A 20,134-nucleotide genomic window follows, 5' to 3' on the forward strand; every position below is an offset into this window, starting at 1 on the left:
ACTTTATGAAAGCCGTGGGATACCGTGAGACAGGGTCGATTGATCGGGCGGACGCCTTAATCGACTTCGAGGCCGACAAACCGACGCCGAAGGGGCATGACTTGTTGGTGAAAGTGCAGGCCGTTTCAGTGAACCCGGTCGATACGAAAATTCGGCAAAAACGTGCTCCTGTAGGTCCAGCACCTGATATTTTGGGGTGGGACGCAGTAGGCATCGTCGAAGCAGTTGGCGAAACGGTTGAGACTTTCCGTCCGGGAGATGCAGTTTGGTATGCCGGGGCAATAGACCGACCGGGAACCAATGCCGAGTTTCATTTGGTGGATGAACGTATTGTCGGATCAGCGCCAAAATCCATACCGGCGAAAGCAGCTGCGGCGATGCCGCTAACGACGCTTACTGCGTTTGAGATGCTGTTCGACCGCTTGCGGGTCCAAGATGCCGTTTCCGGCGGAACCAATACGTTGCTGGTTATTGGTGGCGCAGGCGGTGTCGGGTCAATCACCATTCAATTGGCGCGGGCTCTCACTGACTTGACAGTGATAGCGACGGCGTCCCGACCCGAGACACAAGACTGGGTTCGAGGGCTGGGCGCACACCATGTCATCAACCACGCAGAACATTTTGGCACACAACTCGAGGCTCTGGGTATCGAAAGTGTGGATTTCGTCTATTCAACAAACCACTCTCAGCTTTATGCGTCTCAAGCTGGGGAGATGATGACACCCCAAGGTCGCTTTGGGTTGATCGATGATCCTGAGACCTTCGACATCGCGCCGTTCAAATTCAAATCGATCTCATTGCATTGGGAGTTCATGTACACTCGGTCGCTTTTTGGGACTGGAGATATGAATCGTCAAAGCGAAATCCTGAATCAGGTTGCCGGGTTGATAGACGATGGAAAGATCAGATCCACGGCAACCGAAACGCTTGGTACAATCAATGCTGCAAACTTAATGAATGCGCATGCTATCCTCGAAAGCGGAAAAGCCAAAGGTAAGCTTGTGCTTGAGGGTTTTTAGATGAGAATTGAGCGGCTGGATCATGTGAATATCGTGACGACTAGGTTGCCTGAGATGGTTACTTGGTATGAAGAGATCTTGGGTTTGAAACTCGGGGCCCGCCCTGATCTTCCGTTTCCCGGAGCTTGGTTGTATGCGGGTGATCACGCAGTGGTTCACCTTGTGGGTCACGAAGGAACACCTAACGTCGGCTCCGAAGTGAAGCTCAAACTCGAGCATTTCGCGCTTTCAGCCACGGGGTTGGGCGCATTCGAAGAAAAACTGATCTCGTGTCAGATCCAGTATCGCAAAACTGATGTCCCGGGGGCTGGAATGGTGCAAATCCATGTGGCCGATCCTGATGGAAATCACATTCACATAGACTTTGAAGAAACCGAATAAGTGGCTAACCCGCGAAATAGTCGCAACGCAAAATCAAGCCGGTAACATCTTGCCGATTAGGGATTGAGGTCCTTCCGGGTTGCTTCCATGACTTGCGTGGGCCAACATTTTTTGGGCGGTGCAAACGTCGATTTGGAGATCAGTATGCCGGACCTCAAAACAAACAAGAAAAACGTCATTGCTTTCTACGAAATGATGTTCAACGCGTGTAGACCAGCCGAGGCCATAGCAACCTTTGTTGGTGAAACCTATACGCAGCACAACCCACATGTTGGCGACGGCAAGCAAGCCTTTATCGAATATTTCGAGCGCATGGCTGCCGAATATCCGCGAAAGCGAGTGGACATCAAACGAGCGTTTGCTGAAGACGATCACGTTATTCTGCATTGCCACCAAATCTGGCCTGATGGTCTCGAGTACGCAGGGATAGATATTTTTCGCCTGGATGCTGATGGCAAAGTTGTCGAACACTGGGACGTTCTTCAGGAAGTTCCAGCAAACAGCGAGAATGACAATGGCATGTTTTGACTTCGCCGTTCTGACTGCGGAGCATAGAGCTTCGAAAGCTCCTGTCTGCTAAACCAAGATGGCCAAAGGGTATAAGTCTGATCCATGAAACCCGCCGAAGCGTATCTATCAAGAACCCTTTAGTTAGGAGATAAATATGCTCCCGAAGAGTATTCTTGCGGCGACCCTTGGACTTTTCACAGCCACCTCGCTTCAAGCTGGTGTACAAATTCGCTTTATAGAAGGCGCACCCAAGGACCGTTTTGTTCTGACAAATGTCGGAGCTTGCGAAGTAGAAGCCTCGACCGTCAAAATTGACTTGTCGCAATCTGCCGGGCGTCTGATTTTCGACGTTACCCAAAAGGGTGCGGGCGTGGAGGTATTCCAACCTCTCGAATTCGTTGAGGGTGCGGATGCTCTGCGTCAAATTCCAGCGGTCGTGGATGGGCAAGATACAATTGAGCTTGAGATCGCCTCCCACGGAGTCGGGGACAATCTCGCCTTTACCATCGATGTCGATGACACTATCGGGCAACGCGAAATCACCGTAACAGGGTCGGAGATCGCAGGCGCCACGGTGTCATATACCGATGCGGATGAGACTAATACTGCGACCTTCTCTTCCGAAGCACTTGTGAACGTGACGACCAAGGACTGCTGAAAGCTATCCAACAATGTCGAATTGGTTGATCCGCATAGCATTCCTTGCGCTCATGGTGGGAGGCGGCATCCTGATCGGGACACTGACTGCACCCGGCGACTGGTATGCGCAGCTTTCTAAACCGGCCTTCAACCCACCAAATTGGATTTTTGGGCCGGTTTGGACGGTGCTTTATGTTTTGATCGCTATGGCGGGTTGGCGCCAGTTTGAAACAGACCGAAGCTCGACCGCCATGAAGTTGTGGTGGGCGCAGATGGGTCTGAACTTTTTGTGGTCCCCAGCCTTTTTCGTACTGCAACTGCCGTGGTTTGCCCTTTTGGTCATTGTCGCGTTGTTGGCTGTCATCGTTGTGTTCATCGTTAAGGTCAGGAATTCGGATCGGGTTTCCGCACTGGCCTTCCTTCCGTACTTTGCGTGGGTCGCATTTGCCGCGGCCTTGAACTTTTCTATCGCGATACTGAACTGAGAAAGAACGATATGCGTGGAAACTTCGCTGGGCTTGTTTCAAGTCTTTTTATCATCGGATCTACAATGGCACAGGCTGATGAAAATCTTGCAGAAGACTTCTCCGAGTCACCGGAGACGCGTTGGGACTACGTTGCCGACACCGTAATGGGAGGAGTTTCTTCAGGGCAGGTGCAGTTTCGTTCGGAGGGTGATGTTGCATTCGCACGGTTGACCGGAACCGTCAGTACAGAAAATAACGGCGGCTTCATCCAGTTCCGGCGCAAGTTGTCTGATCGGCCAGATGAGGGTGTATCAGGCGTCAGGCTATTGGTACGGGGCAACGGCGAGCACTACTTCGTTCACCTCAGAACACGTGGCACGGTGCTTCCTTGGCAATACTATCAGGCCGCGTTCGCAACTTCTGAAGAATGGACCGAAGTCTATTTGCCTCTGTCAGGCTTCAAAGCTTCAGGTGCCATGTTGCGCGCTATTCCCGTTGCTGACGAAATCACCTCCGTCGGAGTTGTAGCCTACGGGCGCGATCACGAGGCCCGCGTAGATGTCAGTGAGATTGGTTTTTACTGACGTTCAGGTTCCGAAATTCACCTCGGTTGCCAACCAATGTGAAACTTGAGGTTGTTTTGTCTGACGGCGCCGATTTCGCGGAAACGTCGACCGTCCGGCTGCAGGGTTGGCGGTTTTGACGCAACATCATTTCAAACGTACTCTGGCAGCAGCCAAGCGCAAACGAGGACCATGTCTGATCCCGAGAACAGAAATGAATCCGTCGCGGAACCTAGGTCGCACGCTGTAGCCGATGGTATCGGAAGGGCAACGGAGGAATTCAGAATTTCGATGCCAATAGGGATCGGAGCAGTTTTGGCTGCACTTGCCTCTTTGGCCACATGCTATTCTGGAATTCTGTTGACTTATTTGGTTGGCTATGAAGCGCTTTCCATAAACCCACATGTGCAAGCGGTGCTCATGTGGGTGTTTGCTTTGTTGGCGGTCAGTTTCTTGTGGAGAGACCGTAAACGACATGCCAAAGAGCTTCCACTCGTCCTTGGTGGGATTGCTGCCCTTATTTTGATTATCACGCTGTATTTCGGCTATGACGAACGCGTCGAAGCGCTCGCCTATGTACTTTTGGTGATTGCAGCTTTGCTAAACCAGAACTTTATACTCGATGCGTTAAACCACAAGGTTCGTGACCAGACGCATGAAATAGAGGCGTTAAACGAAAGGCTGACAGAGAAGGTGAAGCGCCAGGAAGGCGAAATTGACAGGCTGGGGCGACTTAAACAATTCCTTGCTCCTCAGGTGGCGGAGCTCGTCGTAGAAGAAAATTCTGAAGAGCTTCTTAAAACCCATCGTCAATACATCTCTTGCCTATTCTGCGACATCCGTAATTTCACCGCCATTTCCGAGGCGATTGAGCCGGAAGATGTCATTACCCTTCTCCAGCAATTCCACGATGACGTCGGTCAGTTAGTTGCCCAACACAAGGGGACGATTGGATACCGAGCTGGAGATGGTTTGATGGTCTTCTTCAATGATCCGGTTCCCTGCGAGCAACCCGTCCTGCAAGCCGTGCGGTTGGCTAAAGCAATAAGCGAAGCCTTTGACAGAATTCGAGCACCCTGGCTGAGGCTTGGGCATGCGATGGGTTTGGGTATCGGGATCAGCAGCGGTTACGCAACCCTTGGGCTTATCGGGTTTCATGGTCGGGCCGACTATACCGCTATCGGCGGCGTGGTGATCACTGCATCGAGGCTTTGCGATTTTGCCAGCGACGGGCAGATCCTTTTGAACCAACGGGCGCTATTAGACATAGAAGATTATGTGGAGACAGAAGAACTGGAAGAAAGAGAGCTGAAGGGCATCGGTAACCCCGTGCAGATTTTTCGTGTTCTCAGTCTCTCTGATCAGGCAAATTGATGCGCATTGTCGTTAGGAGATCACGCGTTCTTTGCATTGAATCTTCGCGAAACAGGGCACTACGAGCTCAATCAACCCGCAAGTCTTGACTACGATCCAACGTTTTGCGGGCTGTGGATTGCGAACGAGGGACCCGAGGCAATTCTCGTTACGTTGCAAGGGGATCAATTGCGCCGAATATCCAGTGATCTCTTCCGGATCAAAGCAATTGCTATCGAAGGGGATCACTTGTTGGTTGGCGACGGTCTTGGAAGACTCCAACGTGTCACCAAGGAAGGAACCGCTTTAGGAACACCCTTTGAACTTGAAGGTGGGTTTGCGGATACTGAAGGGATCGCGATCAATGCCAAAGGGCAGATTGTGACCGTGGAAGATGACCCTGAACGATTATCTTGGTTCACTTCAGAGGGTGCTTTGACGGCAAGGTTGGATACCATGAAGCTTTCTCCTCCGTTGAGTGAGGCGCAAGGAATCGCGATTGATCCGCGTACCGGTCACATGTTGATTGTTGATGATTGGGAAGGGTCAAACAGCTTGTATGAGTTCACGGCAGACGGCCAACTACTCGCCCAGCAAAGCTTGTTGGAGTTTGGAACCGACCCGGAAGGCATCGCCATAAGGCCAGGATCAAACCAATTGTTCGTGGCATTCGACGGTGGCGCAAAGATTGTGACATTTGAATACACGCCCACCTTGCCTGAAGGATCACAGCCGCTTCCCCCGGGCGGAGATTGCATGATGTTCTAACAATTTGGCTTCGTATTCTGGTTGGCGTTGGTATTTCTTAGTCCCGTTCGCTGTCCAAAACTTTGCGTATGAGCGTCAGATTCGGCAGCGAATTGTGAAATGGATCGAACCCGAGTTCGGACAATACTGGACCAAGCGCTTTTGACATCTGTTCCATACAAGCACTCAAAAACTCCGCGCCTTGCGGCGTGGACCGGGCAATTTTCGAACGCTTGTCATTGGGGTTGGCTTCAAGGGTAATTAGGGCATGATTTTCAAGGCTGGAGAGCATGTGCGTCATCGACGTCTTGGGCACTTGAAACGCGTTCGATAGCTGTAGCGGAGTTTCTCCGTCGGGGCGCCGGACCAGGTGGCCCAATATGCCAAATTGGGTTGCGGTCATTCTGCCAGGTAAGAACGCTTCTAGCTTGGTCGAGATCAACTGATTGATGATCCCGACCTCGGTGAAGAACCGGTAGACTTCGTTGGTCTCATCTTCAGGCTTCATTCAGAATTCGTGTCTCTAGAGTCCAGCGGGGCGTGGCAATTGGTTCAGGCCCATACCCGTCTATTTTGCTGAACATTCCGGGCACGGCAGCCAGCGCGGCAACAGCCATGGATGGTTACCCTCTGGCCAAAGCGGGCCGAGGGGGCGAAGCACTTGGGCTGACCACGACGGCCAGTTTCATTGGCACAGTTATCGGGACCATCACACTTTTGATTTTCGTCTGGGCGCTGCTTTTGGTTTCAAAGAACATCGCAAGCCCGGAGAAAGCATTGCTGGCCCTCTTCGGCATTCTGCTTTCTGGCACTTTGATGAGCGAAGACCTGGTGATTAAGGGATGGATCGCCGGTCTGATCGGGCTTGCGATGTCCATGGTGGGACTCGACCCTTTGTTGTCTGAACCGCGCTATACTTTCGGCTGGTCTTACCTGTTGAGCGGGTTTCAGGTCGTGCCGGTTTTGATGGGGGCCTTTGCGATCCCCCAAATCATTGACGGTTTGACGCACGTTGAGGCCGGGAAAGTTCTGGCCCTGAAAGGTCGTATCCTTCCGAACCTTCGCTCAATTCGACGCTACCTGCCCACCATTGGCCGGTCAGGCGTGATTGGGACAGGGGTCGGAGCACTTCCCGGAGTAGGCGAAGATGTAGCCGGTTGGGTCAGCTACGGTGTTGGCAAGACCTTATCTACCGAGGGCGACAAGTACGGAAAAGGCTCCTTGGAAGGTCTGTTGTGCTCTGAGACTGCAAACAACGCCTGTATTGGCGGCGCGCTGATCCCGCTGTTGGTGTTGGGCATTCCCGGTTCACCACCCGCCGCCGCTTTGATGGGGGCCTTCAAGATCAACAACGTGATCCCGGGCCCGACGATAGACCCCGAAATCATTCTGCGCGTGGTTGCAATCCTGGTGTTGGCCTCGCTGACGATGTTCCTGATGGGGCTTTTCACCGCTCGGGTATTTATCAAAATACTTGCCATCCCGCAGATCATCTTTTTGCCCGTCGTTATGGTTCTGACAACAATTGGGTCTTTCAGCGTTGGTGGGGGCATCAATGATCTTTATCTGATGCTTGGCGTCGGCGCAGTTGCCTATTTCATGAACCTGATGAAATACCCAATCGCGCCTTTGGTTATCGGGGTTATTCTGGGCAGTCTGTTCGATGAAACCTTCCGCCGGTCGCTGTTCTTGTCGGACGGGGATCTTTCGGTCTTCTTTTCACGACCCGGTGCGGCCATTCTGCTGGTGCTCAACATTGGTCTGATCCTCAGCCAACTGCCCGTCGCAAAGCGCGCTTACTCACGCCTAAAAGGAATTTCTGTCTGATGTTTGCGGTTACTGTCACCTTCACTCTCAAACCCGGTACGAGAGCAGCTTTCTTGCCGCTGATGGTCGAAAACGCTTCAATTTCTTTGCGTGAAGAACCCGGATGCCATCAGTTTGACGTTTGCCTCGGCGACGATCCCGAGACAGTTTTTCTCTATGAGGTTTATGATGACAGCGTGGCGTTCTCTGCCCACCTAGAAAGCGCGCATTTTCAATCCTTTGATGCGGCAGTGGCTTATATGATCGCCACCAAGGTAGTTCACCAGTATTCCGAGGTCATCCGATGAACGATTGGGAAATTCACGCCGTGAAATACGCGGATCGAAATGCCCGGACGCGAGCTGATAGTTTCATCATCGATGACAATCACAACGCGCCTCATGCGATGGATTACTTCGTTTGGGTGCTCAAACGCGGCAAAAAAGTCATTCTGGTCGATACTGGCTACGACTCCGATGAGGCTGCCGCCCGTGGTCGTCCCATCGCGATGGACCCTCGCGAGGCTTTGCGGCCTCTAGGCATCGCGCCGGAAGCGGTGACTGAGGTCATCGTGACCCACCTTCATTATGACCACGCAGGGGGGGTGCATATGTTCCCTAACGCGAAGTTGCACATGCAATCGGCGGAAATGGTCTTCGCTACAGGTCCCTGCATGTGCCATGACCACCTGCGTGTGCCTTTCACGGCTGGCCATGTCTGTGAGGTCGTAAAGCGTCTCTATTCGGGCACAGTCGTGTTCTACGACGGAGAAGCCGAGATTGCAGATGGGATCACGGTGCACTGCATCGGTGGGCATTCGCGCGGGTTGCAATGCGTTCGTGTAAGAACGACAGCCGGGTGGATGGTTCTGGCCTCGGACGCCTCGCATTACTATGAGAATTTCATGGCGCGCAAAGCTTTTCCCATCGTCGTCGATTTGCAGGACATGATGGATGGTTTCGAGACCTTGGAGAGGTTGGCTTCGCATCCTCGACTTATCGTGCCCGGCCATGATCCGCTTGTGCGTGAGATTTTTCCCGTCGGTGGGGCACCGCATATCCATAGGCTGGATCCTGGGCCGACGAGGGACATCAAATTATGAAAATCGGTGTCATAGCGGACGATTTTACCGGTGCGAGCGATATTGCGAACACCTTGGCGAAGGGCGTTGAACCGGAAGGTGGATTAAGAACCGCGCAGTTCCCAGGTATTCCGACGATCCCGGCTGACGAAGAGATTGAAGCGGGTGTGATCTCGCTCAAAAGCCGCACCGCACCTGTCGAAGAAGCTGTTTCGGACAGCCTGCGAGCCTTGCGATGGCTCGCAGACCAAGGATGCCAGCAGTTCATCTTTAAATATTGCTCAACCTTTGACTCCAATATGGATGGGAATATCGGACCCGTTGTGGAAGCGTTGGCCAACGAACTGGGCGCGCGAAAGGTGGTTTTCTGCCCGGCTTTTCCGACAACTGGCCGAACGATCTATCAGGGCCATCTTTTTGTGCTTGGCAAGCTATTGCACGAGTCTGGGATGGAAAATCACCCTCTTACTCCGATGACGGATGCGAACATCAGGCGTTGGTTGCAGCATCAGACTGAAGAAGCGGTAGGATTGGTGTCAATTGACACCGTGAAGCAAGGATCAGGGGCAATTCTTGATGCGTTGCAGAACGCCGACGAACGCTTTGTGATCGGCGATGCGATTTCGGACGAGGATTTGCTGGCTTGGGGTGAGGCTCTAAAGGATGCCCAGCTCATTACTGGGGGATCGGGGATAGCACTGGGGCTACCGAGAAACTTCGTCAGAAGAGCTTCATCCATAAGAAGTGGCAGTGTGTTCACAGGTATCTCTGGGCCTGCCGCTATCCTTGCCGGGTCTTGCTCAGGCGCGACCCGTGGACAGATTGATGTTCATTCGAAATCCCATCCGACCTTCGCCATCGATGTTTCGGGTGTCATGTCCGGGGATGTGACTACGCAAACGCTTCTGGATTTCTTTGAAACGCATCCGGGTCAGGCACCGCTCGCGTATTCATCGGGAAGCCCGGATGATGTGCGGGCGATCCAAAACAAATTCGGTCAGGAGGCTGTGGCGGAAAAGCTGGACAATCTCTTTGCAGATACAGCACGAGAACTTGCCGAAACGGGGTACAAGCGCCTTGTGGTGGCAGGAGGAGAGACGTCGGGAGCTGTTGCCAAGGTCATCTCTGAGGCACTGGGGTCTCCGGCCATGTCAATTGGGCCAGAGATCGACCCGGGCGTGCCAGTCCTGAGCGTTGGAAAAACTGAACCCATTGCGCTGGCCCTAAAATCTGGAAACTTTGGCGCTCCGGACTTTTTTGCGAAAGCCCTCAGAATGATGGAGGCCGGCAAATGAGATCTGAAGAATTGGCTTTACGGCAGCAGATGTCGGAACTGTGTGCTTCGCTGTTTGCGCGTGGCTTTTCCGTCGGCACAGCGGGCAATGTCTCGGCACGTCTTGATGACGGAATCCTCATGATGCCAACCAATTCCACCTTGGGTGATATCGACCCAGAGCGTATCGCCAAGATTGATTTGGAGGGCATCCACGTCTCCGGCGACAAGCCCACCAAGGAGGTCTTTCTGCACCAAGCCTTCTATGAGACGAGGCCAGACGCGGGTGCGGTGGTTCATCTGCATTCGACCTGGGCCACTGCTCTATCTTGCCTGGAAGACACCGATCCAGACGACTGTATTCCACCACTTACGCCGTATGTGGTCATGCGCGTCGGCACGGTCAAACTGGTTCCATACGTCAAGCCGGGTGATCCGAAATCCGGTGATTTGATCCGCGAACTCGGCGGCAAATATAGTGCGGTTCTATTAGCCAATCACGGTCCCGTCGTATCGGGAAAGGACCTCTTCTCGGCGGTCTGTGCAGCAGAAGAGCTGGAAGAAACAGCCAAGTTACTCTTGGCACTGCGAGGTATGCCAACCCGAATGTTGGATGTAGCTCAAGTCGTAGAACTAAAAGAGACTTTCGGAAGGATTTAAGCCGACACCAAAATGGTGAGTGAGCAAGCTTTTGGGCAAATCGCGCAAATTTTTGCGCAAACGTCGCGCAAAGTTGTGGGCGAGCTCACTTGAATTTCATGAATTAAATCAATAGCATAGGCGCGGCGATATGCGCAAACCCACAACAGGTTGTAGGTGCTCCCAAAGCTTTGCATTTCGCCCAAAGATTTGCATCTTTGGCGCAAAGCTTTGGCCACGGTAACCTCCCATTGTCGGAGATCGAAGCTCAATAAATGTCGGCGAAGTTTTGTCTGGTTGCCTTCTGGTAACGCCGTTCGGGTGAAAACTTACCAATTGCTATTGCCGGACCGAAACGGGTGTTACAAATCAAGCTTTGAATTTTTTGAGATGTCGAGCGACGCCACTGTTCGTCTTCTGTGCGAGGACGGTCAGTGACCGTGCTTAACGACCGGGATGAGAATTGCGCGCGGGGTATTCTACGGGTCTACGGCGAACGAGAAGAGAAATTAGTTTGGGCTACTTGGTAGCGATCGGATATATGAATCCGTTCACCGGGTAGAAACTGCCATACCGGCCCGGCTGACTTTCGACCCGGACCAGCGTCCAGTCATTGTTTTTGGATACGTCCCTGACGCCCATTTTCAATGATACCTTATTGCGGTGCCAGTTCGCGTGGTTCACGATAACTTCCCGCTCGGTGACAATGTCGGACACGACAGCCACATGGCCCAACGGCATCCCTCGGGTAGCCCGAAACGACATCACCGCACCGACAACCGGTTCATTGCCCCGCTGAAAAATATTGTGCGCCTTGCCCCACCAGTCCTTGGCGTTGCCGCGAATTTCGATGCCGCTGAGGCTTCGTGCATAGGGTACGCACCACACCCTTTGCCCCCGGGCCTGCTTTTGTGAAACCTCGCGCAACGCCATTGACTGACGTTCCGGATTGAGTTCCCTTTCGGATGGGTTTTGGGCACAGGCAGAAACAAGAATGAAAAGCCCCAACGCAATCGCGGTTCGGGCAGTGCCGAGCAAAATCGGCAGGTTTGTATTCGTTTTGCGGGCGCTGGTGTGCAAGTCGCTTCTTTGCCTGTTCGAAGACTTTCGAGGCTTTTACGGTAATCCAATCTGAAATGAAAAGAGGGTTGCCAATTCCCCGGCAAGATTTTGCCAGTTCCCTGCACCGAGTTTAGGCCAAGAGCCGAGGTGGAAGACGTATTTCCCAAAAGAAGATTGAGCACTGTGTAGCCGAAAGAACCCTCCGCCAATTGGATGGCGAAGGGTATGTGCAGACTACGGAGCCTAACCAAAGATTACTTTGTCATCTCCGGCTGCATGATCAGTGCGACCGCAATCGCCTTACCATCGAGCGGCTTTGCGATTCCGGGCCTCAACTCAAGCTGCATCCAGAATTGCGACAGGGTCAAAAGCTCAGGGGTGCGGTGTCTGCTTGTTTGTCGGAACTAACTTGAACTTGGGTAAAAAGCCCGATGACCTCGATTTTCATATGGTTCATTTTTCTTTCCTATCTTTGGTTCATTTGCGCACGCACAGATTTGATCCCCAACGCGGATGCGCGGTAAGGACTGCCGTTTTTCGAACGAATGAAACGGCGCTTCAAAAGGCGCTTGAAGACGCCAAGGCTGCAGTCGGTCAGGACATGACCGTCGCGCGTGTAACAAGTGACGTCGTGGATTTTGCCGTTTTCTAGGCGTTCGAAGTGGATCGCCCCGCCAAGGGCGAGTTCGTGCAAAACACGTTGCTCGTGCTTTGAGATATTCATTGGGATGTCTCGATCTTACGAAAGCACAGAAACAGGTTCACTCAGCATCGCGCGTGAGTGTGCCTATCAATGTTGGTGTTCCTGAATTTGGGTCGCCAGGAACGGGCGTTATGCCCGGGTCTCTTTCATAAAATCTCCGTTGCACGAGGCGGTATGCCTCAGGCGGTTGTCGACTTAGTCATCCGCCCGTCATGTGTCAAGTCGTATGAAAACTAGTCCTGGTGCGCCCATTTCTGGCATCTTCGCAGGACTCATGAACGTCTCTTCCGGCGCAAGAAATATGCAGTAATGTTGCTGCACATTGAAGTCATGAAAGATGATCAGCTCGACCTAATCTTCAAGGCACTTTCCGACAGCACCCGCCGCCGCATCATCGACCGTCTGAGCAGGCAACCTGCCCAGTCGCTGTTCGAAGTTTGCGCCGCATCGGTTGCGGAGGATGGTGTTGCGTTGTCCCGGCAGACGGTTTCCCAGCATCTGGCGGTGTTGGAGAAGGCAGGCTTGATCGAAGTTGAATGGAAGGGCCGGACAAAAACGCACTCTTTGCGCGTGAGCGATGAGCACATCGCGGCTGTATCATGGCTCACAAATTACAAACCAAACGGATCCAAGACATGAAAATCTACGTAACCAGCATATTTGTTGATGACCAAGACAAAGCTGAGAAGTTTTACACTGAAACCCTGGGGTTCAAGGTCAAGCACAATATCTCATTGGGCGAAAACCGTTGGTTGACGGTCGTATCAAAGGAAGATCCCGAGGGGACCGAGTTGCTGCTTGAACCAAGCGACCACCCGGCGGTGGGGCCTTACAAAGCAGCCCTTGTTGCAGACGGCATCGCCGCACATTCATTTCAGGTCCAGGACCTTGATGCTGAGTACAAGAGGCTGAAAAATCTGGGCGTGGATTTCGTCACCGAACCGATGGATGCGGGGGCAGTTCACATGGCTGTTTTTGATGACACGTGCGGAAATCTCATTCAGCTCATCCAAATGAAAGACGTCGCCTCCGCCTGAGGCTCGTGCGGATCAGTTTGCGATAGGCGCGAACAACGGAATACCTTTCTCCCGACGATGATGGGATCGCTGTTGCCAAAGCAATGCATTGCGCGCACTTCGAGCACACGCATCGACAGGTCCCAGAAACCTTCTTTGTTGAATCCAGATTTCTCAATGAAGTGCTAACAGAACACCTGCAAAAGGTGCCGACGGCAGCCCGCTTCGTCATGTGTGTTTTGGCACGGCTCATCTGAAATGATCGGATCATGTGACCTTGGGCTGATTGCGGGGCAACGCTGATTCCGGGACCCGCGAAGAAAACTCAGTGACTTCTATCTCATGCTCTCTAAACTCGAACCTGGTACTTTTCATGAGTTGACTGGGGAGCTTAACCTCACGTGGGTGAAAAAAGACCATCAGGAGAGACGGCAGGTCCTGCGTCGTCATCCGCGCAAAGTGAGGGGCTCAGCGTCGCTGATCAGCAGGCGCGGTTCGAAGCGACCGCGCGGGTTATGCAGGCAATCTCCGAGACCAAGGATGACGTGCAACCGGTCTGCGATCTGATTGTAACGCTGGCAAAAGATCTCTGCGACGCTTTCTTCGCCGGTCTGGTTCTGGGGCGAGAAGGGGATGCCCTTCAGCAACTTGTGGCCAGCGTTAATCTGCACCCGGACATTCAACAGCTGTGGCTCGACGGTAAGTACACCATGGAGCCGGGCAATTCCCTTGTGACCGATACCATTCTCAGCGGCGAGACCAAACGCGTTGTCGATATGGGAGATACCGATTTTCACAAGTCCGGTGATGAGCGTTTTAAGCTGATTGTCGACACACATGGATGCCGCAGCAATCTGTTTGTTCCATTGAAACTGGATGGCGCGGCAATCGGGTGTTTGATGTTGGCGCGCAACGAAGTGCGCCCATACACCGACGATCAGGTTCGGCTGGTGGAAACATTCGCCGCGCAAGCCGTGATCGCAATCGAGAATGTTCGCCAATTCCGCGAATTGCAGACTCGCCTGGCGCGCGAGGGCGCCACGCGCGAAGTGCTTGAGGTAATAAGCCGTTCTCGGGAGGATGAAGCTCCGGTCTTTAAGACGATCCTCGAAAACACCGCCCGGCTGTGTGAAACCGATGTCGCGACGCTGAGCCTTTTGAATGAAGCTGGAACGCATCTTGAATACGCTGCCCATTACGGCGATCAATTGGCCACTTACGAGGTCGGTGTTGATCGCTGGTCGTTGGACTCAAATCTTCAGATTGCCGAGTCCGTGCGGGAAGCGCGGGTTGTTCACAACGTCGATTTACGCCTGACAGACCATTACATTAACGGGGACCCTTGGCGCCGTCAGTTGGTTGATGAAGAAGGTGTCCGTTCGTTTCTGACAGTCCCTCTGATTTCAGTGGACGGCGACCCGGTCGGGGTAATCGGGATTTATCGGCGCGAAGTACGCCCTTTCACCGATGACGAGATTGCTTTGGTCGAGAGCTTTGCAGCTCAGGCTGTCATCGCCATCGACAATACACGCCAATTGACAGAGCTGCACACTCAGTTGGAACGCCAAACGGCGACGCGGGAAGTTCTGACAGTGATCAGCAAAAGCCGGGACGACGATGCGCGGGTCTTTGAGGTGGTTCTTCAGCAGGCCACTCAGGTTTGTGGTGCGGATCAGGCCGCACTCATTCTGGTAAACTCTGCTGGAACCTGCGGAAGGCTCGTGGCGGCTTGGGGTCACCAAAAAGAAGGGGCTGAAATAGGAACGGAGTGGCCTCTCGAAGGTTCGTTTACAGCCGCTATCGCGATAAGAACAGGTCAGGTAGTTCGCGTCGACGATATAGCTGACACAGATTACTATCGCTCGGGCAATCCAACGGCGGTTGCGATGGTTGAGGTAGAAGGCATTCGGTCCCGCGTTGCAGTTCCGTTGATGCAGGGGGGGCAGGCCATCGGGGCCATCGCGGTCAGCCGCCGCGAGGTGCGCCCATTCGCCGACCCTGATGTGCAGCTAATCGATGAATTCGCCAGACACGCGGTGATTGCCATCGAGAACACGCGCCAGTTTCGCGAAGTTCAGGAACGGCTTGAGCGGGAGAAAGCGTCGCGAGAAATCCTTGAAGTCATCAGTCGCAGTCGTGACGACGACAAGCCGGTCTTCCACAGCATTCTCGAAAATGCCAGCCGTTTGTGCAAGGCACCGCTGGCCTTCTTGTGTGTCGCTGATCACGAACGCGGGCTTGCGACGATCCCGGCCAATATTGGCGCGAGAACCGATTTTGATGAAGCGCTCAGGGAATTCACCGAGCCTTTGACACGTACGGAACTGATCGCAATCAGGCCCATGGTCGATGGGCAGGTCATTCGTCGGGACAACATCGCCGATGATCCGCTTTATTACCGGGACCGCGACCCGAAACGGGTTCAGATGGTCGAGATCGAAGGAGCCCGCTCGGTTCTTGCGGTTCCGTTGATGAAAGGCGGCACCGGACTCGGGGTGATCGTGCTCTATCGCCGTGAAGTTGCACCGTTCTCAGATGACGACGTCGCTCTGGTCCAGACCTTTGCGGCCCAGGCCGTGATAGCAATGGAGAATGTTCGCCAGTTTCGGGAGGTCCAGGACCGCACGGCGGAAGTTACGCAAGCGCTGGAATACCAGACGTCCACATCAGAAGTGCTGCGGGTTATTTCGGCGTCGCCAAACGAGTTGTCCCCCGTTCTCGATGCCATCCTCAAAGAGGCGTCGCGTATCTGCGAGTTGCAGGATGCCTATGTTGCGATGTTGGATCCGGACGACGGGCTTTTCCATGTTCACTCGACACTCACTCAGGACACGGCTTTTGCGGACTACGTCAAATCGCACCCTATTTCGCCCAGTGAGAGCGGTGTAAGCGGGCGGGCCATTCTGTCCAAACGCACAATCTATATCGAAGATGTCGAAGCGGACGCGTCCTACACATGGATGGAAGAAAGCGGCGTCGGTGAATACAAATCACTGCTTGGGGTGCCGTTGGTCAAGAACGGCAAGGTCGTGGGCGTATTATCGCTCGGGTCGCCGGAAGTTTCCGGGTTTTCCAAGAAACAGATTCAATTGCTTCAAACTTTCGCAGACCAGGCCATTATCGCCATCACAAACGCGAACCTATTCCGCGAGGTTGAGAAACGCACTGCGGAAGTAGAGCAAGCGCTGGAATACCAGACCGCCACGTCAGACGTGTTGTCGGTCATATCGCGCTCTCCGAACGAGTTGGAGCCGGTTCTTGAGGAAATCCTGAAGGTCGCAAGCCGGATCTGCGAACCAAAATACGCTGCGATTTCGATCCTCAATCCGGAAGATAACCTTTACCACACTGACATCATGCTCGATTTTGACAGTGTTTTCATGAAGTTCATGAAGGCCAACCCTGTTCCGGCCGGTCACGGGAGCGGAATTGGCCAAACAGCAGCCCGAGGGGAAACAGTCTATTACAAGGACACGGAAGCTGACGAATACGCATGGAAAGAGGCAGCTCGCATCGGAAAGTACCGTTCGCTGCTAGGTGTCCCGCTAATCAAGGGCAAAGTGGTGGTCGGTGTGATCGTGCTCTGCCACGACAAGGTCGCGCCATTCAATTCAAAGCAGATCTCTCTATTAGAGACTTTTGCGGCCCAGGCCGTGATTGCGATCAACAATACCCAGTTGTTCGAAGAAGTTCAGGCACGTACGGCCGAAGTGGAAGAGACACTGAAGTACCAGACAGCCACGTCAGAAGTGCTGGATGTCATCTCCCGCTCGCCCAACGATCTGCCGCCGGTGCTGGATGCCATCCTCGAGGTTTCTTCGCGCATATGTTCACCGGAATATGCATTCTTCGCGATGCGGGACCCAGACGACGGGCTGTACCGGGTGGTCATGTCCCACAACGTGAGCGATGCGTTTCTGAAGTTCCTGTCAGACAACCCCATAGCTCCCGAAGAAGGCTCGTGCATCGGGCGAACGGCGTTGCACGGAAAGACGGTCTACATCGAGGATACGCGCAACGATCCGACTTACACATGGAAACAGGCGGCCGAGATGGGCGATTACCTGACCACTTTGGGCGTTCCGCTTGTCAAAAATGGTCTGACGCTTGGGGTCATCGTCATGGCGCACCGGCAGGCTTCGGCGTTTAACGACAAACAGATCAGCCTTTTGGAAACCTTTGCGTCTCAGGCACTGATCGCCATCAACAACACGCAGCTTTTCGAGGAAGTACAGGCGCGCACTGCAGAAGTCGAAGAGGCCTTGCAATACCAGACTGCCACGACTGAAGTTCTCGAGGTGATTTCCCGATCTCCTGACGCATTGGAACCCGTGCTGGAAGCGTTGCTGGCCGTTTCGTCCCGTATCTGCCGTCTTCAGGATGCCTTCGTCGCCTTGAAGAAACCAGAGGACGGAAAATATCATTTCTTTGCAGGGCACAACCTGTCAGACGGATTTACCGAGTTTCTGAAGGCGCACCCGTTTGAACCGGGGAACTCATCGGCGACCGCGCGTGCACTTCTTCGTGGACAGGCCGACTATGTCGAGGATACGCAGGCAGACCCTCTTTATGATCCGGTTCTGAAGTCGAACCTCGAAGGGTATCGATCCGTTCTTTCCGTGCCTCTGATACGTGACGGCGCCACAATTGGTGTCATCAGCATGGGCAGCCGAACGGCTTCTGCTTTTGACGAAAAGCAAATCAAGCAAATGGAGACATTCGCGTCGCAGGCGATTATCGCGATCCAGAATTCTCAATTGTTCAATGACACGCAAACTGCGCTCGCGCGTCAAACGGCGAGTGCTGATGTACTGCGGGTGATCAGCCAATCGCCTACGGATACAACGCCTGTTTTTGAGATGATCGTAGAGTCCGCGACCCGGCTTGTTTCGTGTGATATGGCGATTGCAACCTTGGCCGATGAGTCATCCTGGTGGCAAGTGGCCGTGGCTTCACCGCACGGGTTGATACGTGACTTCGGACAGTCCCGTCACCCGCTTGATCCACAAGACAATTTCCAGTCATCGGTATTAATGTCGGGAAGAACACGGCATGTTTCCGATTTTTCATCACATGAACTGCCGAGATTGGCGAAAAAACTGCATAAGGAAAACGGAACCGAGGCTTACCTGGGTGTTCCGTTGATGCGTGCCGGCACCTGCCTGGGTGGCCTTGTGTTCATCAGGAAAACGAAAAAGCCATTCTCGGATGACGATATCGCCATGGCGGAATCTTTTGCCGACCAGGCTGTCATAGCAATTGAGAATGTGCGCCTATTCCGAGAAGCTGAAGAAGCGCGCAAGGCCGCGGAAGAGGCCAACGAAGCCAAAAGCGCTTTCCTTGCCACCATGTCCCACGAAATCAGAACCCCGATGAACGCCGTGATCGGGATGAGCGGACTATTAATGGATACCGAGTTGGATGCGGAGCAGAGCGATTATGCCAATACGATCCGCGACAGTGGCGATGCGCTACTGGGTATCATCAACGAAATCCTCGATTTCTCAAAAATCGAGGCCGGGCAGATGGATATCGAGAACCATCCGTTCGACTTGCGTGAATGCATAGAAAGCGCGCTGGATTTGATCAGCGGCAAAGCTGCCGAAAAACAGCTCGATTTAGCCTATGAGTTCGACGACGCTCTGCCCCCGGCGATCAGCGCCGACTTGACCCGACTGCGGCAAATTCTGCTGAACCTTCTGTCTAACGCCGTAAAGTTCACAGAAAGCGGCGAAGTGGTTCTGTCCGTTGAGCGATCAGCCAAGGAGCAGGGCGCGTTGGAACTTACGTTCAAAGTTCGCGACACCGGAATAGGCCTGTCTGACAAGGGCATGCGCCGTCTGTTTCAATCTTTCAGCCAGGCAGACAGTTCAACGACCCGCAAATATGGTGGCACTGGTCTGGGTCTTGCGATCTCCAAGCGTCTTGCAGAGCTTATGGGCGGGACAATGTGGGCGGAAAGCGAAGGCGAAGGGCGTGGTTCTACCTTTGTGTTCAAGATCCGGGCCAAAGCGGCGAAACCAGTGAAGTCATCATCTCGCAATCTGGTTGGCGTTCAGCCCGAGCTTGAGGGCAAACGCATTCTGATGGTGGACGACAACGCCACCAATCGCAAAATTCTGGCTCTCCAAACCGAGAAGTGGGGCACCCAAACCACGACGTGTGAAACTCCGTCCGAAGCGCTGGGCCTGCTCGGTAACACCGACCGGTTCGATCTGGCCATCCTCGACATGCATATGCCGGAAATGGATGGTGAGGAACTTGCAGGAAAGATCCGCACAAAGCAGCCGGCACTGCCGATGATCCTCTTCAGTTCACTCGGCCAGCGCGACATGGATCTTGAGGATGGGTTGTTTGCCGCCAACCTTGCCAAACCATTACGTCAATCGCAGCTATTTGATACGTTGGTCACATTGTTTGCGACCCAAAAGGTGCAACTGAAAGTGGCCAAACCACCGGACAAACCCCAAACAGACCCCGATATGGCAAAGCGCCATCCCCTGCGCATTTTGCTGGCGGAAGACAATTTGGTGAACCAAAAACTCGCCCTCCGCCTGCTGGAGCAGATGGGGTATCGCGCGGATTTGGCCAGCAACGGCGCTGAGGCCGTTGAAAGCGTAAACCGACAAACATACGACGTCGTGTTCATGGATGTGCAGATGCCCGAAATGGACGGGTTGGAGGCGTCCCGCCGGATCAACAAGGCGTTCCCCGATGGCAGCCGTCCTCGCATAATTGCCATGACTGCGAACGCGATGCAGGGCGATCGCGAGATGTGCCTGGACGCCGGTATGGATGATTACATCACCAAACCAATCCGAGTCCCCGTTTTAATTGAAGCCCTTTTGAACTCCCCCCGAACAAGAAGGTGATCC

At 53.6% G+C, this 20,134-nt stretch carries 19 protein-coding genes; 16 read left to right on the forward strand and 3 right to left on the reverse strand.

Annotated elements, in window-relative coordinates; translation table 11 throughout:
* Nucleotides 1-5: 5 nt before the first annotated feature.
* From AC2FIR_RS21075 to AC2FIR_RS21110, 8 genes are all read left to right on the forward strand, one after another.
* Complete coding sequence (locus AC2FIR_RS21075) at nt 6-1,019, forward strand: zinc-binding alcohol dehydrogenase family protein (RefSeq protein WP_496747975.1); 1,014 nt, start codon at nt 6-8, stop codon at nt 1,017-1,019.
* On the forward strand, nt 1,020-1,400 hold the full coding sequence (locus AC2FIR_RS21080) for a VOC family protein (RefSeq protein ID WP_496747973.1): 381 nt from the start codon (nt 1,020-1,022) through the stop codon (nt 1,398-1,400). It begins immediately after the preceding gene.
* A 144-nt stretch (nt 1,401-1,544) separates the two neighbouring features.
* Nucleotides 1,545-1,928, forward strand: a complete 384-nt coding sequence (locus tag AC2FIR_RS21085) for a nuclear transport factor 2 family protein (protein ID WP_496747971.1) — start codon at nt 1,545-1,547, stop codon at nt 1,926-1,928.
* A 136-nt stretch (nt 1,929-2,064) separates the two neighbouring features.
* Nucleotides 2,065-2,568, forward strand: coding sequence for an aggregation factor core (locus tag AC2FIR_RS21090; RefSeq protein WP_496747969.1), 504 nt, complete (start codon nt 2,065-2,067; stop codon nt 2,566-2,568).
* Nucleotides 2,569-2,581: 13 nt separating this feature from the next.
* Nucleotides 2,582-3,034, forward strand: a complete 453-nt coding sequence (locus AC2FIR_RS21095) for a TspO/MBR family protein (protein ID WP_496747967.1) — start codon at nt 2,582-2,584, stop codon at nt 3,032-3,034.
* Between the two features lie 65 nt (nt 3,035-3,099).
* Nucleotides 3,100-3,600 (forward strand): CIA30 family protein, encoded by a 501-nt coding sequence (locus tag AC2FIR_RS21100; protein WP_496747965.1) that lies wholly within the window; start codon nt 3,100-3,102, stop codon nt 3,598-3,600.
* A gap of 294 nt (nt 3,601-3,894) precedes the next feature.
* Nucleotides 3,895-4,953, forward strand: a complete 1,059-nt coding sequence (locus AC2FIR_RS21105) for an adenylate/guanylate cyclase domain-containing protein (protein ID WP_496747963.1) — start codon at nt 3,895-3,897, stop codon at nt 4,951-4,953.
* Between the two features lie 36 nt (nt 4,954-4,989).
* On the forward strand, nt 4,990-5,700 hold the full coding sequence (locus AC2FIR_RS21110) for a hypothetical protein (RefSeq protein WP_496763042.1): 711 nt from the start codon (nt 4,990-4,992) through the stop codon (nt 5,698-5,700).
* Nucleotides 5,701-5,737: 37 nt separating this feature from the next.
* On the opposite strand, the gene AC2FIR_RS21115 is transcribed toward AC2FIR_RS21110, so the two are convergent.
* Nucleotides 5,738-6,187, reverse strand: coding sequence for a MarR family winged helix-turn-helix transcriptional regulator (locus tag AC2FIR_RS21115; RefSeq protein ID WP_480442107.1), 450 nt, complete (start codon nt 6,185-6,187; stop codon nt 5,738-5,740).
* 32 nt (nt 6,188-6,219) lie between these two features.
* Here AC2FIR_RS21115 and AC2FIR_RS21120 point away from each other — a divergent pair, with 32 nt between their 5' ends.
* The 5 genes from AC2FIR_RS21120 to otnC are packed head-to-tail and all read left to right on the forward strand — an operon-like array spanning nt 6,220 to nt 10,499.
* Nucleotides 6,220-7,506: a tripartite tricarboxylate transporter permease gene (locus AC2FIR_RS21120; RefSeq protein ID WP_496763044.1), complete on the forward strand. Its 1,287-nt coding sequence runs from the start codon at nt 6,220-6,222 to the stop codon at nt 7,504-7,506.
* On the forward strand, nt 7,506-7,793 hold the full coding sequence (locus AC2FIR_RS21125; RefSeq protein ID WP_170612268.1) for a putative quinol monooxygenase: 288 nt from the start codon (nt 7,506-7,508) through the stop codon (nt 7,791-7,793). The genes AC2FIR_RS21120 and AC2FIR_RS21125 overlap by 1 nt, the downstream gene beginning before the upstream one ends.
* Nucleotides 7,790-8,587 carry an N-acyl homoserine lactonase family protein gene (locus AC2FIR_RS21130; RefSeq protein WP_496763048.1) on the forward strand — a complete coding sequence of 266 codons (798 nt, stop codon included), beginning with the start codon at nt 7,790-7,792 and terminating at the stop codon, nt 8,585-8,587. Before AC2FIR_RS21125 ends, AC2FIR_RS21130 begins: the two co-directional genes overlap by 4 nt.
* The gene (gene otnK / locus AC2FIR_RS21135) at nt 8,584-9,861 is read left to right on the forward strand and encodes a 3-oxo-tetronate kinase (protein ID WP_480914360.1); all 1,278 of its coding nucleotides are present in this window, start codon (nt 8,584-8,586) and stop codon (nt 9,859-9,861) included. The genes AC2FIR_RS21130 and otnK overlap by 4 nt, the downstream gene beginning before the upstream one ends.
* The gene (otnC, locus tag AC2FIR_RS21140) at nt 9,858-10,499 is read left to right on the forward strand and encodes a 3-oxo-tetronate 4-phosphate decarboxylase (RefSeq protein WP_496763052.1); all 642 of its coding nucleotides are present in this window, start codon (nt 9,858-9,860) and stop codon (nt 10,497-10,499) included. The genes otnK and otnC overlap by 4 nt, the downstream gene beginning before the upstream one ends.
* Nucleotides 10,500-10,997: 498 nt before the next feature.
* On the opposite strand, the gene AC2FIR_RS21145 is transcribed toward otnC, so the two are convergent.
* Together AC2FIR_RS21145 and AC2FIR_RS21150 are read right to left on the reverse strand one after the other, a co-directional pair.
* Nucleotides 10,998-11,558, reverse strand: coding sequence for a CHAP domain-containing protein (locus tag AC2FIR_RS21145; protein WP_480442101.1), 561 nt, complete (start codon nt 11,556-11,558; stop codon nt 10,998-11,000).
* A gap of 448 nt (nt 11,559-12,006) precedes the next feature.
* A complete protein-coding gene (locus AC2FIR_RS21150; RefSeq protein ID WP_170612258.1) occupies nt 12,007-12,264 on the reverse strand; it encodes a YjhX family toxin in 258 nt (85 codons plus the stop codon).
* A gap of 288 nt (nt 12,265-12,552) precedes the next feature.
* On the opposite strand from AC2FIR_RS21150, the gene AC2FIR_RS21155 reads away from it, so the two are divergent.
* The 3 genes from AC2FIR_RS21155 to AC2FIR_RS21165 all read left to right on the forward strand — a co-directional run bounded on the left by AC2FIR_RS21155 (nt 12,553) and on the right by AC2FIR_RS21165 (nt 20,131).
* A complete protein-coding gene (locus AC2FIR_RS21155; RefSeq protein ID WP_496763054.1) occupies nt 12,553-12,882 on the forward strand; it encodes an ArsR/SmtB family transcription factor in 330 nt (109 codons plus the stop codon).
* The gene (locus AC2FIR_RS21160; RefSeq protein WP_496763056.1) at nt 12,879-13,280 is read left to right on the forward strand and encodes a VOC family protein; all 402 of its coding nucleotides are present in this window, start codon (nt 12,879-12,881) and stop codon (nt 13,278-13,280) included. The genes AC2FIR_RS21155 and AC2FIR_RS21160 overlap by 4 nt, the downstream gene beginning before the upstream one ends.
* A gap of 380 nt (nt 13,281-13,660) precedes the next feature.
* Entirely contained in the window at nt 13,661-20,131 is a 6,471-nt protein-coding gene (locus AC2FIR_RS21165) for a GAF domain-containing protein (RefSeq protein ID WP_496763058.1), read from the forward strand.
* Nucleotides 20,132-20,134: the final 3 nt, after the last annotated feature.

The organism is Ruegeria sp. CDSB136 (assembly GCF_059610965.1).

Coding starts and splice junctions, on each gene's coding strand:
- AC2FIR_RS21125 (WP_170612268.1), top strand. CDS start 7,506: ATGTTTGCGGTTACTGTCACCTTCACTCTCAAACCCGGTACGAGAGCA.
- AC2FIR_RS21130 (WP_496763048.1), top strand. CDS start 7,790: ATGAACGATTGGGAAATTCACGCCGTGAAATACGCGGATCGAAATGCC.
- otnK (WP_480914360.1), top strand. CDS start 8,584: ATGAAAATCGGTGTCATAGCGGACGATTTTACCGGTGCGAGCGATATT.
- AC2FIR_RS21155 (WP_496763054.1), top strand. CDS start 12,553: ATGTTGCTGCACATTGAAGTCATGAAAGATGATCAGCTCGACCTAATC.
- otnC (WP_496763052.1), top strand. CDS start 9,858: ATGAGATCTGAAGAATTGGCTTTACGGCAGCAGATGTCGGAACTGTGT.
- AC2FIR_RS21095 (WP_496747967.1), top strand. CDS start 2,582: ATGTCGAATTGGTTGATCCGCATAGCATTCCTTGCGCTCATGGTGGGA.
- AC2FIR_RS21080 (WP_496747973.1), top strand. CDS start 1,020: ATGAGAATTGAGCGGCTGGATCATGTGAATATCGTGACGACTAGGTTG.
- AC2FIR_RS21115 (WP_480442107.1), bottom strand. CDS start 6,187: ATGAAGCCTGAAGATGAGACCAACGAAGTCTACCGGTTCTTCACCGAG.
- AC2FIR_RS21085 (WP_496747971.1), top strand. CDS start 1,545: ATGCCGGACCTCAAAACAAACAAGAAAAACGTCATTGCTTTCTACGAA.
- AC2FIR_RS21090 (WP_496747969.1), top strand. CDS start 2,065: ATGCTCCCGAAGAGTATTCTTGCGGCGACCCTTGGACTTTTCACAGCC.
- AC2FIR_RS21075 (WP_496747975.1), top strand. CDS start 6: ATGAAAGCCGTGGGATACCGTGAGACAGGGTCGATTGATCGGGCGGAC.
- AC2FIR_RS21150 (WP_170612258.1), bottom strand. CDS start 12,264: ATGAATATCTCAAAGCACGAGCAACGTGTTTTGCACGAACTCGCCCTT.
- AC2FIR_RS21160 (WP_496763056.1), top strand. CDS start 12,879: ATGAAAATCTACGTAACCAGCATATTTGTTGATGACCAAGACAAAGCT.
- AC2FIR_RS21100 (WP_496747965.1), top strand. CDS start 3,100: ATGGCACAGGCTGATGAAAATCTTGCAGAAGACTTCTCCGAGTCACCG.